The sequence below is a fragment of the Candidatus Pantoea symbiotica genome (genome assembly GCF_056491525.1).
The window spans coordinates 2,436,128-2,451,009 of the sequence record NZ_JBSZHR010000002.1 but is presented as its reverse complement, the minus strand read 5'-3'; the positions used below and the strand labels follow the sequence as shown (position 1 = coordinate 2,451,009).

The 14,882-nt window shown below is 53.7% G+C and carries 11 protein-coding genes; 8 read left to right on the top strand and 3 right to left on the bottom strand.

All coding sequences use genetic code 11. The features are described 5' to 3' along the window. Positions 1-359: 359 nt before the first annotated feature. The gene (locus tag ACXIZX_RS12015; RefSeq protein WP_479404236.1) at positions 360-1,718 is read left to right on the top strand and encodes an APC family permease; all 1,359 of its coding nucleotides are present in this window, start codon (positions 360-362) and stop codon (positions 1,716-1,718) included. Between the two features lie 82 nt (positions 1,719-1,800). On the opposite strand, the gene ygbI is transcribed toward ACXIZX_RS12015, so the two are convergent. Beyond that, positions 1,801-2,562, bottom strand: a complete 762-nt coding sequence (gene ygbI, locus ACXIZX_RS12010; RefSeq protein ID WP_008104813.1) for a DNA-binding transcriptional repressor YgbI — start codon at positions 2,560-2,562, stop codon at positions 1,801-1,803. Between the two features lie 259 nt (positions 2,563-2,821). On the opposite strand from ygbI, the gene ltnD reads away from it, so the two are divergent. The 5 genes from ltnD to ACXIZX_RS11985 all read left to right on the top strand — a co-directional run bounded on the left by ltnD (position 2,822) and on the right by ACXIZX_RS11985 (position 7,864). Beyond that, entirely contained in the window at positions 2,822-3,730 is a 909-nt protein-coding gene (ltnD, locus tag ACXIZX_RS12005; protein WP_154190111.1) for an L-threonate dehydrogenase, read from the top strand. A gap of 2 nt (positions 3,731-3,732) precedes the next feature. Beyond that, entirely contained in the window at positions 3,733-4,992 is a 1,260-nt protein-coding gene (gene otnK / locus ACXIZX_RS12000) for a 3-oxo-tetronate kinase (RefSeq protein ID WP_479404235.1), read from the top strand. Then, entirely contained in the window at positions 4,989-5,615 is a 627-nt protein-coding gene (gene otnC / locus ACXIZX_RS11995) for a 3-oxo-tetronate 4-phosphate decarboxylase (RefSeq protein ID WP_154157688.1), read from the top strand. Before otnK ends, otnC begins: the two co-directional genes overlap by 4 nt. Further along, positions 5,615-6,394, top strand: coding sequence for an HPr family phosphocarrier protein (locus tag ACXIZX_RS11990; RefSeq protein WP_154183621.1), 780 nt, complete (start codon positions 5,615-5,617; stop codon positions 6,392-6,394). Before otnC ends, ACXIZX_RS11990 begins: the two co-directional genes overlap by 1 nt. A gap of 117 nt (positions 6,395-6,511) precedes the next feature. After that, positions 6,512-7,864 (top strand): GntP family transporter, encoded by a 1,353-nt coding sequence (locus tag ACXIZX_RS11985; protein ID WP_061717692.1) that lies wholly within the window; start codon positions 6,512-6,514, stop codon positions 7,862-7,864. Between the two features lie 110 nt (positions 7,865-7,974). Here the strand turns inward: ACXIZX_RS11985 and ACXIZX_RS11980 are convergent, their stop codons facing one another. Continuing rightward, complete coding sequence (locus ACXIZX_RS11980; protein WP_479404234.1) at positions 7,975-11,079, bottom strand: Ig-like domain-containing protein; 3,105 nt, start codon at positions 11,077-11,079, stop codon at positions 7,975-7,977. Positions 11,080-11,333: 254 nt separating this feature from the next. Then, positions 11,334-12,755 carry an exodeoxyribonuclease I gene (sbcB, locus tag ACXIZX_RS11975; protein ID WP_479404233.1) on the bottom strand — a complete coding sequence of 474 codons (1,422 nt, stop codon included), beginning with the start codon at positions 12,753-12,755 and terminating at the stop codon, positions 11,334-11,336. Positions 12,756-12,956: 201 nt separating this feature from the next. Here sbcB and dacD point away from each other — a divergent pair, with 201 nt between their 5' ends. Further along, on the top strand, positions 12,957-14,123 hold the full coding sequence (gene dacD / locus ACXIZX_RS11970; protein ID WP_479404232.1) for a serine-type D-Ala-D-Ala carboxypeptidase DacD: 1,167 nt from the start codon (positions 12,957-12,959) through the stop codon (positions 14,121-14,123). A gap of 88 nt (positions 14,124-14,211) precedes the next feature. After that, positions 14,212-14,676, top strand: a complete 465-nt coding sequence (locus ACXIZX_RS11965) for a GyrI-like domain-containing protein (protein WP_179450182.1) — start codon at positions 14,212-14,214, stop codon at positions 14,674-14,676. Positions 14,677-14,882 lie beyond the last annotated feature (206 nt).

The window sequence follows — 14,882 nt, the reverse complement described above, 5'->3', positions numbered from 1 at the left end:
GATCTAACGTCTTGTGCCGATGGCATAAGTTGGGGCAAAATACGCGCCCTGCAAAATGAGAAACATAACCGACGCTTATCCCGTCGGTTATTTTTTTGCATGATGTACTCACTGAAATTCAAACGAGGCCGGACACGCATCCGGATAGATAGATACTGACAAACACGCTTGTGCGTGAGATTTGAGGAAAACAAAGATGGGACTGTTTAACATTGCACCAGCTCAGGCTGGTTCTCGCTTCCGTGATGACTACGGCGCCGCGACAATCGTAAACACTTATATCACTTCTCACTGCAGCAAATTGCGCAGTAGCCCTGTAGCCCAACCGATCGCGGTTGTCGTCTGCGGGGGCCTGAACAATGTCGCTTAACACCTCTGCCGCACCTCAGCGTGCACATCTGAAAAAATCCCTGACCTTGATCCCGGTTGTCATGATGGGCCTGGCGTATATGCAGCCAATGACCCTGTTTGATACCTTCGGTATCGTGTCTGGATTGACCGACGGCCACGTCGCCACCGCTTATGCTTTCGCCCTGATCGCGATTCTGTTTACTGCCGTGAGCTACGGCAAGCTGGTACGCCGCTTCCCATCTGCGGGCTCCGCTTACACCTATGCTCAGAAGGCAATCAGTCCGCACGTCGGCTTTATGGTTGGCTGGTCATCACTGCTGGACTATTTGTTCATGCCGATGATCAACATCCTGCTGGCGAAAAGCTACTTTGAGACGCTGGTGCCGGGCATTCCGTCGTGGATTTTCGTGGTGCTGCTGGTGGCCTTTATGACCATCTCCAACCTGCGTGGAATCAAAACCGTTGCCAACTTCAACAGCGTGATCGTGGTGCTGCAAGTGGTGGTGATGGTAGTGATTACCGGCATGGTGGTTTACGGTGTGGCACACGGTGTTGGTGCAGGAACCTTGACCAGCAGCAAACCGTTCTGGTCCGAGAATGCACACGTAGTACCGATGATTACCGGTGCGACCATTCTCTGCTTCTCGTTCCTCGGCTTTGACGGTATCAGTTCGCTGTCAGAAGAGACCAAAGATGCTGAACGCACTATCCCGCGCGCGATTTTCCTCACCGCGCTGATTGGTGGTGTGATCTTTATCGGTGTCTCATACTTCCTGCAGCTGTACTTCCCGGACATCTCACGCTTCACCAATCCGGACTCTTCACAGCCAGAAATCATGCTGTTCGTGGCGGGTAAAGCGCTGCAGATTGGCATCCTAATCTTCTCGGTGGTGACGGTACTGGCATCCGGTATGGCCGCGCACGCAGGCGTTTCGCGTCTGATGTATGTGATGGGCCGCGATGGTGTGTTCCCACAGCGTTTCTTTGGCTTCATTCACCCAACTTACCGCACGCCGTCGCTGAACGTGTTGCTGGTGGGCGCGGTGGCGCTGATGGCGATCAACTTCGACCTGGTAACCGCAACCGCACTGATTAACTTCGGTGCGCTGGTGGCGTTCACCTTTGTGAACCTGTCGGTGATTGCGCAGTTCTGGATCCGTGAGAAGCGTAACAAGACGCTGAAAGATCACCTCAACTATCTGGTGCTGCCGGTGATGGGCGCCCTGACTGTCGGTGCGTTGTGGATTAACCTGGAAGAGACCTCAATGGTGCTCGGCCTGGTGTGGGCAGCGATTGGTATTATTTACCTCGCGTTTGTTACCCGCACCTTCCGCAACCCGGTTCCGCAGTTCAGCGAAGAAGTGTGATTTAAATGACCAGGTGCGCATGAATGCGCACCCTACATAGTAGGGTCGCCATTCATGGCGACCTGGTTTAAAACCGTAAATTCTAGCTCGCCAACACCAACTCCCAGCTCCCCGCACTCAACGCTTCGCGTCCCGCTTTACTCAACTCCGCATCCGTAATCAACGTATCAAAGCGCTCCAGCGGCAACGCCAGATGAGTCGCAATCTTGTTGTACTTCGAACTGTCGCTTAACAACACGCGCTTACTACTGACATCGCTCGCCGCCTGCTTCACCGGCACCTTATCTTCATCCGGCGTATACAGCCCGCGCGGGCCCCAGCAGGACGCGGAGATAAATGCGATATCGATCGCCAGCTGGCGCAAACTGCGTGCAGCTGCTTCACCGACGCTGGAACGGTTCTCACGACACACCGTGCCGCCAGTGTGAATCAGCTTGCAGCCGCTGCTCTCCATCAGCAGGCGCGCAATCACGAAATCATTGGTCACCACCAGCAGGTCATCACGTTCTACCAGCTCGCGCGCCAGCGCCAGAGTGGTGGTGCCGGCATCGATATAGATGCAGCTATTGCGCGGAATATGGCGCGCGGCATATTGACCAATCGCCATCTTTTCGCCGCTGTACATATTGGTTTTCGCCAGATGCGACGGCTCCGCCGCCAGGCGATCCGCCGAGCGCACGCCGCCCGAAACTGACAACACCGCGCCTTGCTCTTCCAGCTTCTGCACGTCGCGACGAATCGTCATATGCGACACACCCAACCGCTCAGTAAGCTCGGCAATACTCACAACGCCGCGTTCGCCAACCAGCGCTAAAATTTGTTGATGACGTTCAACCGGAATCACATTGCTCTCCCTGAATTATCATTTTTTCACATTGTAGATCATCGATTCACAGCTCGCAGCACAATTTATCTTCCCGATATGTAAGCAGAAATCCCGTGTTGACGGGGTATGACACCATTAGCTTCAGCTGTGAATCCCTGTTAAACGTTGCGCAGTGAAGTTAATTTTTGTGATGTCACGCACGTTTATTCACCACTGACTGCGGCAGACTTAACACCAATGAACAAATTATCACTTAAATTAACAATGGAGGTTTGCGATGTCAGCAACCGTGAATAACATCGGCGTGATTGGTTTAGGTTCCATGGGCATGGGTGCAGCACAGTCTTGCATCCGTGCAGGATTAAATACCTGGGGTGTTGATCTCAATCCGCAGGCGCTGGAAACCCTGCGCCAGGCCGGTGCGCGTGATGCGCAGACCTCCGCTGCCCGCTTTGCCGCGGAACTCGATGCGGTGCTGCTGCTGGTGGTGAATGCCGCGCAGGTTAAAGCGATTCTGTTTGGTGAAAACGGCGTGGCGGCGCAGCTCAAGCCCGGCACCGTGGTGATGGTCTCTTCTACCATCTCTTCACAGGATGCGCAGGCGATTGAACAACAGCTGGCTCAGCATCAGTTGCTGATGCTGGATGCACCGGTTTCCGGCGGCGCAGCAAAAGCGGCGGTCGGTGAGATGACCGTGATGGCTTCCGGCAGCGACGAAGCTTTTGCCCTGCTGAAGCCGGTGCTGGATGCGGTGGCGGCGAAAGTCTATCGCGTGGGCAGCGAAATCGGTCTCGGCTCAACCGTAAAAATCATTCATCAGCTGCTGGCGGGCGTGCACATTGCGGTGGGCGCTGAAGCGATGGCGCTGGCCGCCCGCGCCGGCATTCCGCTCGATACCATGTATGACGTGGTAACCAACGCCGCCGGTAACTCGTGGATGTTTGAGAACCGCATGCGTCACGTGGTGGATGGCGATTATTCGCCAAAATCAGCGGTCGATATCTTCGTTAAAGATCTCAATCTGGTGGCGGATACCGCCAAGTCGCTGCACTTCCCGCTGCCGCTGGCTTCCACCGCGCTTAACATGTTTACCGAAGCCAGCAACGCCGGTCACGGTCGTGAAGATGACAGCGCGGTGATCAAGATCTTCAGCGGCATCACGCTGCCGCAGGCGAAGGAGAAGTAATCATGCGTTTAGGCGTCATTGCAGACGATTTTACCGGTGCAACCGACATCGCCAGTTTCCTGGTGCAGAACGGTCTGCCGACCATTCAGTTCAACGGCGTGCCGGAAAGTCACGACGAACTGAGCGCGCAGGCGATTGTGATCAGCCTGAAGTCACGCTCTTGCCCAGCGCAGCAGGCGATCGATCAGTCGCTGGCGGCGCTGCAGTGGCTGCAACAGCAGGGCTGCGATCGTTTCTACTTCAAATATTGCTCCACCTTCGACAGCACCGAGCAGGGCAATATCGGCCCGGTGACCCATGCGCTGCTGGCGGCGTTGGGCGAAACGCAAACGGTGATCTCGCCGTCGCTGCCGGTTAACGGTCGCACGGTGTATCAGGGCTATCTGTTTGTTGCCGATCAGCTGCTGTCCGAATCGGGTATGCGCCATCATCCGGTGACGCCAATGACCGACAGCAATCTGGTGCGTTTGATGACGCGTCAGGCCAAAGGTCAGGCGGCGGTGATCAACGCGACTCAGCTGGATCAAGGTGCCGATGCGGTACGTGCGCAGCTGGATGTTTTAAAAGCGCAGGGCATCAACTATGTGGTGCTGGACGCGCTGCACGAGCAGCATTTGCTGACGCAGGGCGAAGCGCTGAAAGAGATGCGTCTGGTGACCGGCGGTTCAGGCCTGGCGATCGGTATCGCCCGCGCCTGGGCAACACAACAGCAAAACAGCGACGCTGAACAAGCCGGACGTCCACAAGGCGACCGCGCGGTAGTGATCTCGGGCTCCTGCTCGCAAATGACCAACCGTCAGGTGCAGGCGTATCGTCAGCAAGCGCCATCGCACGAAGTGCTGGTGGAGCGTTGTCTCGACAACGTCGAAAGCTATGCGCAGGAACTTTGTGATTGGGTGGAAGCCAATCATCAGCCCGATCTGGCGCCCTTGCTGTTTGCTACCGCCGATGCGCAGCAGCTGCAAGCCATTCAGCAGCAATACGGCGCGGCGCGCAGCAGTGAAGCGGTTGAGCAGCTGTTTGCTGCGGTAACGCGGGAGCTGAAAAGCCGTGGCTGGCAGCGCTTTATCGTCGCCGGCGGTGAAACCTCGGGCGTGGTGGCACAAAGCCTTGGCGTCACCGCATTCCACATTGGGCCAATGATTTCGCCGGGTGTGCCGTGGGTGCGCGATATCCAGCAGCCGCTGTCGCTGGCGCTGAAATCCGGCAACTTTGGCGACGAACAGTTCTTTGCCCGCGCACAACAGGAGTTTTCAGCATGACGGAACAACAAGCACGCGAAGAAATGGTACAGCTCGGCGCGTCCTTCTTTCAGCGCGGATACGCTACCGGTTCAGCAGGCAACCTGTCGCTGCTGCTGGAAGATGGTAACTTGCTGGCGACGCCAACCGGCTCCTGCCTCGGCGAATTGCAGGCCGATCGTCTGTCGAAAGTGACGATTCAGGGCGAATGGATCTCCGGCGACAAGCCGTCGAAAGAAGTCGCATTTCACCGCGCACTGTACCTGAATAATCCTGAGTGCAAAGCGGTGGTGCATCTGCACAGCCACTATTTGACGGCGCTCTCGTGCCTGAACGATCTCGACACTGAAAACTGCATCCGTCCGTTCACGCCGTACGTGGTGATGCGCGTGGGTGATGTGCCGGTGGTGCCGTACTACAAGCCGGGCGATCAGCGTCTGGCCGACGATCTGGCCAATCTGGCCTCGCGTTATAACGCCTTCCTGCTGGCCAATCACGGTCCGGTGGTGGTGGGCAAATCTCTGCGCGAAGCCGCCAATAACACCGAAGAACTGGAAGAGACCGCGCGTCTGATGTTCACGCTCGGCGACCGTTCGATTCGTTATCTGACCGATAGCGAAGTCGCGGAATTGAGGAATTTCTAATGCCTAAGTTTGCAGCCAATTTATCTACCCAGTTCGGTGAACTGCCGTTTATCGAGCGCTTTGCCGCTGCGGCTAACGCCGGTTTTCGCGCAGTGGAATTCCTGTTCCCGTATGACTTTCCTGCCGAGGTGATTAAAGCCGAGCTGGAAAAACATCAGCTGGAACTGGTGCTGTTCAACACCGCCGCAGGCAACGTGCAAGCGGGCGAGTGGGGCGTTTCTGCTATTCCGGGCCGTGAAGCCGAGGCGCATGCGGATATTGACCGCGCGCTGGAATACGCGATAGCGCTTAATGTGCCGCAAGTGCATGTAATGGCGGCAACGGTGCCAAACGGTGCCGATCGTGCGGCCTATGAAGAGACTTTCGTGCGCAACATGCACTATGCCGCCGAGCGTTTTGCACCGCACGGCATTCGCCTGCTGCTGGAAGCGCTCAATCCGGTTACCAAGCCGAATTATCTCTACTCCAGCCAGTATCAGACGCTGGCGATGATGGCACGGATCGATCGACCCAACGTCTTTACCCAGCTCGATCTGTTCCATGCGCAGCTGGTGGACGGCAATCTGACGCATCTGATTCGCGAATACGCCGGTCGTTATCGCCATATCCAGATCGCCTCTGCGCCGCATCGTCACGAGCCGGATGAAGGCGAGATCAACTATTCCTATCTGTTTAACCTGCTGGATGAAGTGGGCTACGACGGTTGGGTGGGATGTGAATATATCCCGCGCGGCCGTACTGAAGCGGGCCTTGGCTGGTTCGCGCCTTACGCTAAATAACCCCTGTTTTACCGCCCAACACAGCGGCTTTGTACGCTGTGTTGGGCAAGTCTTACCTCAATTCGTCAATGCCAGAAATAACCATACTAATAAATAGATATAAATCAGAGGGATACCATGTCTACCGCATTGTTGTTAGCTATAGCTACTGCCAGCATCGTGATCTTGCTGCTGCTGGTGATTAAAACCAAAGTTCACCCCTTTGTGGCGCTGCTGATTGTCAGCCTGCTGGTGGCGATTGCTACCGGCATTCCCGCCGACAAAATCATGGAAACCATCTTTAGCGGGATGGGGAATTTGCTGGGGCATATCACTATTATCATCGTGCTGGGGGCGATGCTCGGCGCAGTGATTGAAGCCTCGGGCGGTGCGGAGTCGCTGGCGCAACGCTTCAGTAAATCGCTGGGCATCAAGCGTACCGTGGCGGCGCTGACCATGGCGGCGTTTATTCTCGGCATTCCGGTGTTCTTCGAAGTTGGCTTTATCATCGTGATTCCGCTGATTTATGGCTTCACCAAAGTGGCGCGCGTGTCACCGCTGAAGTTTGGCTTGCCGATGGCGGGCGTGATGCTGACGGTGCACGTGGCGCTGCCAACGCATCCAGGTGCGGCTGCGGCTGCAGGGATTCTGCATACCGATATGGGCTGGCTGATGATGCTCGGAATCCTGATCTCGATTCCGGTCGGTATCGTCGGTTACTACGTGGCGAAAGCGATGAACCTGCGTCAATACCATCTTTCCGTCGATGTGCTGGAGCAGCTGCAGCTGGCGAAGCCGGAAGGTAAGCCAAAGAATGACGCGCCACCGCCGGGTGCGCTGACCATTACTGGCCTGATTGTGGTGCCGATTCTGTTAATCGTTATGGGAACGGTAGCGCACACCACGCTGGCAGAAGGCAGCACGCTACGCTCGGTGATGACGGTGATTGGAACCCCAGCGATTGCGCTGCTGATTGCATTGGGACTGGCGGCGTGGCTGCTCGGCGTGCGTCGCGGCTGGAGCAAAGAGAAGTTAGAAGATCTCACCGGACGTGCGATTCCCAGCTCTGCCAGCGTGATTCTGGTGGCGGGTGCGGGCGGTGCCTTTGGTAAGGTGCTGGTGGAATCGGGTGTGGGAAAAGCGCTGGCGTTGACGCTGGAAACTTTGCATCTGCCGCTGGTACCGGCTGCGTTCATTCTGTCGCTGGCGCTGCGTGCGTCGCAGGGATCGGCAACGGTCGCGATTCTGACCACCAGTGGTTTACTAAGCCAGGCGGTGGGCGATGTGACGGATATGCAGCGTGTGCTGGTGACGCTGGCGGCATGTTTCGGTGGTTTAGGGTTGTCGCATGTTAATGATGCGGGATTCTGGGTAGTGACGCGCTATCTGGGCTTGTCAGTGGCGGACGGCCTGAAGACCTGGACCGTTTTGACCACGGTGATGGGATTAAGCGGCTTTGCGCTGACGTGGTTGGTTTGGGGTATGATTTAAATAACGTGGTTAATTCCGTGCATCAATTGTGATATTCGGGATAGAAATAAAAACGCTGTGTCATTAATTAAAAAATGACACAGCGTTAATTTACGTTACTTCAGAGCAAATCAGATTATTTCAACTTTAACATCTGACTGCACAAGCAGCTCTGCATTCTCACCATTGTGGCTATAAACTTCATATTTTACGCCCGCAACGGTAATGGTGCCTTTTTGATGCGTCCACTGCTCAATATCACCACCTTCCGGCATAATATCGTTCAGTTGAATAACATCATTTTTATCGCCCTGAATCATCAGTTGCTTGGCATCAGCTTCAGTGAAAAGACCTTCCTCGCCATAAGTCAGCAAATCTTCCACGGTGATAACTTTGGTGGTGCTTTCACCATCTTGCAGGTCAATAATCGCTTGGGATTCGACAAGGCCATTTAACTCAACCTTGCTGTCATCATGGGCAGCGATGTTGGCGCTATTACTGTCGTAGCCGTAATCGGGGTTTACTGGGTTATTTCCCCAGATAACGTTATCAATCAGAATATTAGTCTGACCATAGGTATCGATCGCAACACGATAGATTAGCTGACCAGCAGGTGCAGTATAGTTTACGAAGCTACTATAACTACCGGAATGTATTACATTGTTATAGACATCATAAAAAGTTACGCCGACATAACCTTCCAGGCTGAATTGGATGTCAGTAGTCTTGCCGACAGTAAAGCTAAAAATATCATCAGGTGAAAGCCTCATCTTTCCGTTTTCTTGATAAGCCACGCCGGTTAGAACTGCGAAACCCTCAAGTCCATTACCTGAGCTATATACCGGTCCATCTGGAATAGTTGTAAAATATGCGTCACCTTTACCTGTAGGATAACTGGATACACCATAAATAACACTTGCAATACCCATTCCCCCTTTATCTTTAACCGTAACTGTCACCTTGCCAATCAATTCACCTTGTGGCGCTACAAATCCTGATTGTTTTATAACTCCCTCGATTGATGCACCAACTTTGGAACCGAAGTCCGACGATCCCAAATATTTACCTGTGGTGCTGTAATAAGCTAACCGTGCCCAGCCACTGTCGGACAGCCCATTAACTGCCATATAAAAATCAGTAGAAGCTGCTATTTCAAAAGTGACACTTTTCGCAGTGTTATCACCGTCATCAAGAAACTTAAGGTAACCTGGTTCCTTTTTAACTATCGCTTGGTTTTTAGAGTACAGAGTTCCTTCCACTAATTTTAAGGTGCCCCCGTTTAATGAACGGAAAGTGTATCCTGAACTAAATGACCTGCTTCCTGTAATGATCACTGGATCATCATGAAAACTATCAGCGTAGTAACCTTCACCCGATTTTCCAGTACCCACCAAAGTAAACCTGGCTTCATTTGAAGGGTCGCTGACTCCGGCTGATTTTACTTCTCTTGCGGTGATACTGTGGAAACCTGAAGAATAATTACTGTCGTGCAGATATGACCATTTACCGTCGGTGCCTGCCGTGGTGCTGCCAATTAACGTTGTGCCATCGTAAATATTAATAACGCTCAGCGCGCGGCCTGTGCCTTCAACCTTTACGCTGCCATCATCAATAATGCCGCCATTAGCAAACTTGTCGTATGCGCCACTCGCCTGGTGCTCGAACAATCCTGTAATGCTTGGTTTATCCGGACCCAAACCGGAAGTATCGATTTCGATCTGCCATTTATTTGACACGCCGGAATAGTCACGCTGCACGGCCCAGAAGTTATGGCGTCCGTCGCCCAGCGCCGTCGGCGTGAAACTCCAGTCACCATTACTGCTTGTCTGCGTGGAGCCCAGCAGTGTGCTGCCGTCGTAAATAAGGACAAAGCGTCCCGCTTCAGAGCGACCGGATAAGGTTGGCGTGCTGTCATCGGTGATACCGTTGTTGCCGACAGGCCCGGTAACGCCAACATCGTCAAATACCTGTGTAATGGTGGTCGGCACCGAAGGTGACGGATAAATATGCAGATCGAAACTGTCATTCCAGTCTGCTGCACCTTCACTCTTAACCTGGAAATTCCAGTCGCCAGCTAACAGATCAACCGACGGCGTCCAGCTCCATTTTCCATCATGGCCTACATCAACGGTGACACTGTTCTGGCTGCCATTGAGCGTGTACTGAATCACAACCCGGCTGTTCGATTCTGCCCGACCAGTGAATCTCGGTGACATGTCATCGGTAAAGTCGCCGCTGTTGAGTTTGCCGATAGTGGTGCCAAAATCGTCCCAGACTTCGGTGATTTTTGTCTGTTGATCGCCTGAACCCGCAGCAAAGATGTCCAGGTTAAATAGTGCAGAAGAGACTTTAGGTGTCGCCGCCTGGAACTCGTATTGACCGGCCGCCAGCGCAGGGGAAGGGGTCCAGCTCCAGTTTTGTCCGTTCACCGTTGCGGTTGCGCTTCCTGCCCAGGTGCTTTCACCCGCTTTGCGGTAGTAAACGATGACCGTAGCGCCTTCATTTGTCTGGCCGCGCAGTGTTGGCGTGGTGTCGTCGGTAAGCGCGCCATTGTTCAGCACGCCACTCCATTTCCCCACATCATCAAGGGCATCGACGATGGTAACGAAGTCAGCCATGCCAACATTAATGATGAAGGAATCAGAGACTTTGCCCTCACGGTAAATCGGCGCACCATTGGCATCTTTGCCAAACTCTTCAATAGCCACCAGGGTTAATACGTTCTCACCCTGTTGCAAATCATTATTCGGCTCGATAACCCATTTGCCGGTCACTGCATCAGTTTTTGCACTGCCAATATCATTGCCTGCTGCATCCCGCAAATATACAACGGTATTAGGCTGAGCAACGCCCGTCAGGGTTGGTTTAGCATCATCAGTTAGCTGGCCCGGATCAAAACTACCGGTTTTCGCGCCAACGTCATCTTTGAGATTTATAAGCTCAGGGGCTTCGGGAGGCGTAGTATCAATGACCAGCGTGCGCAGGGTTGCTGGACCAACATTGCCTGCAGCATCAATGACAACAATTGACAGATTATAAACACCGTCAGGCAGATCTTCATCAAGCGTCCAGGTGAATTTGCCGTCAACAGGGTTGTAATCCGCATTGACCTGTTTTTGGCCAAGCGTAATTCTTACTACGGTGTTTGGATGGTATTCACCGGTGGAGCCGGCGAAAGTAGGGCGTCGAATATCTCTGTAAATATATTTTGTCTGGTCATATGCAAGTAAGTTCATAGTTTCAATTCCGATTCAATAACTAAGCGTTGTAGTGAGTTAAGAGAATCAAAATGGTATAGAAACGTATTTCAGCTACTAAAGAGACGTGTCTCAAAAGCCCGTCAAAGGCAATGAGTTATGTGTATTTTAAGAGCGGAACTAAAAAATCAGACGGAGAGTGAAACCAATGAATTCGATGCTTAAAAAAACGAAGTAAAAAGCCGGTTAAAAGGAAAACCCTCTCTTGCGAAGAGGGCATTGAACAAATCTTCTTAAGACACCAACTCCTGCGCATACAAATACAGCGCCTTCAGCTGTGCCATCTTCTCAGTATTGTCTTCATGCAAACTCGCCAGCGACTCCAGTTCCAGCAGGAACGCCTGCACCCGCTCGGCATTTAACGCTTCGCGGCGATGCTGCAACCAGCGCTGCTGCTCGGCGTCATCCAGCGTGCCAGGGAAATTACGTGCGCGATAGCGGAACAATAGCTTAGCAATGCGCTTATCTTCGAAGGTCAAATCCAGCGCCGGTAAGTTCTGCGGCGGCGTCTGGCGGATAATATTCATACCTGCGCGGTCGGCATCGCTGAAGAAACCGTCATACAACTGCGCATCCACATCATCCGAAGGTGTAAACGGCTCGGCGTCGGCAAACAGCGCCACCACTTTCTCACGCACTTCGGCGTGGTCACGCAGCAGCTTAAGATTAGCGAGGCACTGCTGACGATCGATATTCAGGCGCGCGGCATCTTCCGGACGCAGCGTGCTCGCGGGCGCCAGTACCGGACACTTATTGATGTGCACCAGCTTGATCGGCACCGCAGGCAGATCGCCCAAATCGCTGTGACGGGTATACAAACGCTCACGCAGTTCATCTGATCCTAGCTTTAGCAGCGGCGACATATCACCGGCCAGATCCGCAACAATCAGCGCGTTACGGTTATCCGGATGCCACGCCAGCGGCACAATCCAGCTGGTGTTACCGCGCGCTGCCCCAAACATGCCTGAAACGTGCACCAGCGGTTTCATCTGCGGGATATCAATCAGCGTCATCAGTTTCTGTTTGTTGCGATGGGTAAACAGAAACTCAAATAGCTTCGGCTGCTTCTCTTTTACCAGTTTCGCCATCGCCAGCGTGGCATACACGTCGGACATCGCATCGTGCGCCTGTTCGTGCGCCACGCCGTTGGCCCTGGTGAGATGCTCCAGCTTAAAGCTTGGGAAGCCATCGTCATTTTCCGGCCACTCAATGCCTTCCGGGCGCAACGCGTAGCAGGCGCGCATAACATCGAGTAAATCCCAGCGTGAATTGCCGTTTTGCCAGCTCCAGCCGTACGGATCGAAGAAGTTGCGATAGAAGATATTGCGCGTCACTTCATCATCAAAGCGCACATTGTTGTAACCAATCACACAGGTTTGCGGCTCGCTAAACAGGCCGTGAATGCGTTCGGCAAACGCCGCTTCTGTCACGCCACGCGCTTTGGCGGTTTGTGGCGTAATGCCGGTGATCATCACCGCTTCCGGCTGCGGCAGATAATCGTCCGCTGGCTGGCAATAAAACACCTGCGGTTCACCTACCGCGTTGAATTCTTTATCGGTACGCAGGCCCGCGAACTGCGCCGGACGGTCCAGCGACGGGCTTTTACCGAAGGTTTCATAATCGTGAAATAAGAAGGTGAACTCAGAGGCGGGCACGGCGTTATCCTGGCAATGGAGAATCAACGCACAGGATAGTCGTCCGTGGATAGCAGTACAACCTTGATCATCCTCGCTGCGAGCAGGCGCGCAGCATTTATGCGCAGTTCATACTTTTTTTCAATTTATTCAGATCTGTAAGCGCTATTTGCCGTAAAACGTGCGGCGGTAAATTCATTTTTTGATCTTGAGGAAGAAGTGTTGAAAAGGCGTCTGCTGGTAACTGTATCTGGAATGATTATTTGGGCATCGTTGGCGCAGGCTGACGACAGCATGCCGTTTCCCCTGACGCCACCGCCGATTGATGCGGCTTCGTGGGTGCTGATGGACGCCACAACCGGACAAATTCTCACTGCCGGCAATCCGGATGAAGAGCGTAATCCGGCCAGCCTGACCAAACTGATGACCGGTTATGTCGTGGATCGCGCTATCGATCAGAACAAAATCAGCCGCGATGACAAAGTCACCATCGGCAAAGATGCGTGGGGCGCAGGCAATCCGGTGTTTAAAGGTTCTTCGCTGATGTTCCTCAAGCCGGGCGATCAGGTCACGGTGCGTGACCTGATGCGTGGCGTGATCATCGATTCGGGTAATGATGCCTGCGTGGCGTTAGCGGATCATGTGGCCGGTAGCGAAAGCAGCTTTGTTACCATGATGAACAGCTACGTGCAGAAGCTTGGTCTGTCGCACACCCATTTCGAAACCGTGCACGGCCTCGATGCGCCGGGCCAGCATACCACGGCACGCGATTTGGCGGTGCTGTCGCGCGCCATCATCAGCGGCGAGCCGGATTTCTACGCCATGTACGGTGAGAAAACCCTGAGCTGGAACGGTATCACCCAGAACAACCGCAACGGCTTGCTTTGGGATCAAAATCTGCACGTCGATGGCCTGAAAACCGGCCACACCGAAAGTGCTGGCTTCAACATCATCGCCTCTAACGTCGTCGGGCGTCATCGCTTGATCTCGGTGATCATGGGCGGCAAGAGTTCGAAAGGCCGTGAAGATCAGGCGCGCAAGCTGCTGGTTTGGGGCCAAAACACCTTTGACACCGTGCAGCTGTTCCACGCGGGCAAAAAGATCGGTACCGAAAACGTCTGGTACGGCAATCCGCATAAAGTGGATGTCGGCACCACGCAGGATATTTATCTGTCGCTGCCGCGCACCGAAGTGGCCAACGTGATGGCGAAGTACGTTATCGATCGCAAAGATTTGGAAGCGCCGCTGAAAGCGGGCGAGCAGATTGGTGAAATTCAGGTGATGGACAAAGATAAGCAGCTGGCAAGCTATCCGCTCTACGCGCTGCAAGCGGTTGATCAGGCTGGCATCATTACGCGCATCAGCGATTACGTGAAACAGAAACTGTAATCTGTCGCGTATTTCCGCGTCATCATCGTCGCCGTGCTGCGGCGGTGATGGCACAATCGCTGTTTCTGCTGCTGATGAGAGGCAAGGTATGAAAGCATCGATTGTTGAACGTAATCCGCAAAGCTGGCTCGGTTACCATCTGCAAGGTCCGTGGCAGGAAACCGTGCCGCGCGGCTTTAACCAGCTGAAAAGCTGGGTAAGCGAGCACAAGGTTGAAGGCGAATGGCTGGCGATCTATTACGGCAATCCGCAGGAGCTGCCGCCTGAAGAGCTGCGCGTGGAAACGGTGATTACCGCGCCAGAAGAGATGATTCCGGCGGCGGGCGACGATATCGAAAAAGGCTTATTGCCGGGTGGCCGCTATTTTCATGCGCGTGTTGAAGTGCTCAACAACGATTTCTTCAGCGCGTGGCGCAGTTTGTTCGATAGCTTGAACGCCCAGGGCGGTTGGCAAGTCGACAATCGTCCGTGCTTTGAGCATTACCTTTCAGATGGATCTGACAGCGGCGACTGGTTGGTGGATATGTATATTCCGGTACGTGCGGCTGAATAAATTACGCGGTCACCATAAATGGTGACCCTAAAAAACCGCACCGCACCCGTAAGGTCGCCATTCATGGCGACCTTCTTAATGGCCGCATAAAACTGAATGCGTTACATCAATGTTTCCATTGGGAAAACCTGATGTAACGCCCATGTTGAATTTCAGCAAAACACGAAAAATAGTTGCGTTCAACCCTGATGATGCAGCCCTCGCCA

Coding starts and splice junctions, on each gene's coding strand:
- ACXIZX_RS12015 (WP_479404236.1), top strand. CDS start 360: ATGTCGCTTAACACCTCTGCCGCACCTCAGCGTGCACATCTGAAAAAA.
- ltnD (WP_154190111.1), top strand. CDS start 2,822: ATGTCAGCAACCGTGAATAACATCGGCGTGATTGGTTTAGGTTCCATG.
- otnK (WP_479404235.1), top strand. CDS start 3,733: ATGCGTTTAGGCGTCATTGCAGACGATTTTACCGGTGCAACCGACATC.
- otnC (WP_154157688.1), top strand. CDS start 4,989: ATGACGGAACAACAAGCACGCGAAGAAATGGTACAGCTCGGCGCGTCC.
- ACXIZX_RS11990 (WP_154183621.1), top strand. CDS start 5,615: ATGCCTAAGTTTGCAGCCAATTTATCTACCCAGTTCGGTGAACTGCCG.
- ACXIZX_RS11985 (WP_061717692.1), top strand. CDS start 6,512: ATGTCTACCGCATTGTTGTTAGCTATAGCTACTGCCAGCATCGTGATC.
- ACXIZX_RS11980 (WP_479404234.1), bottom strand. CDS start 11,079: ATGAACTTACTTGCATATGACCAGACAAAATATATTTACAGAGATATT.
- ACXIZX_RS11965 (WP_179450182.1), top strand. CDS start 14,212: ATGAAAGCATCGATTGTTGAACGTAATCCGCAAAGCTGGCTCGGTTAC.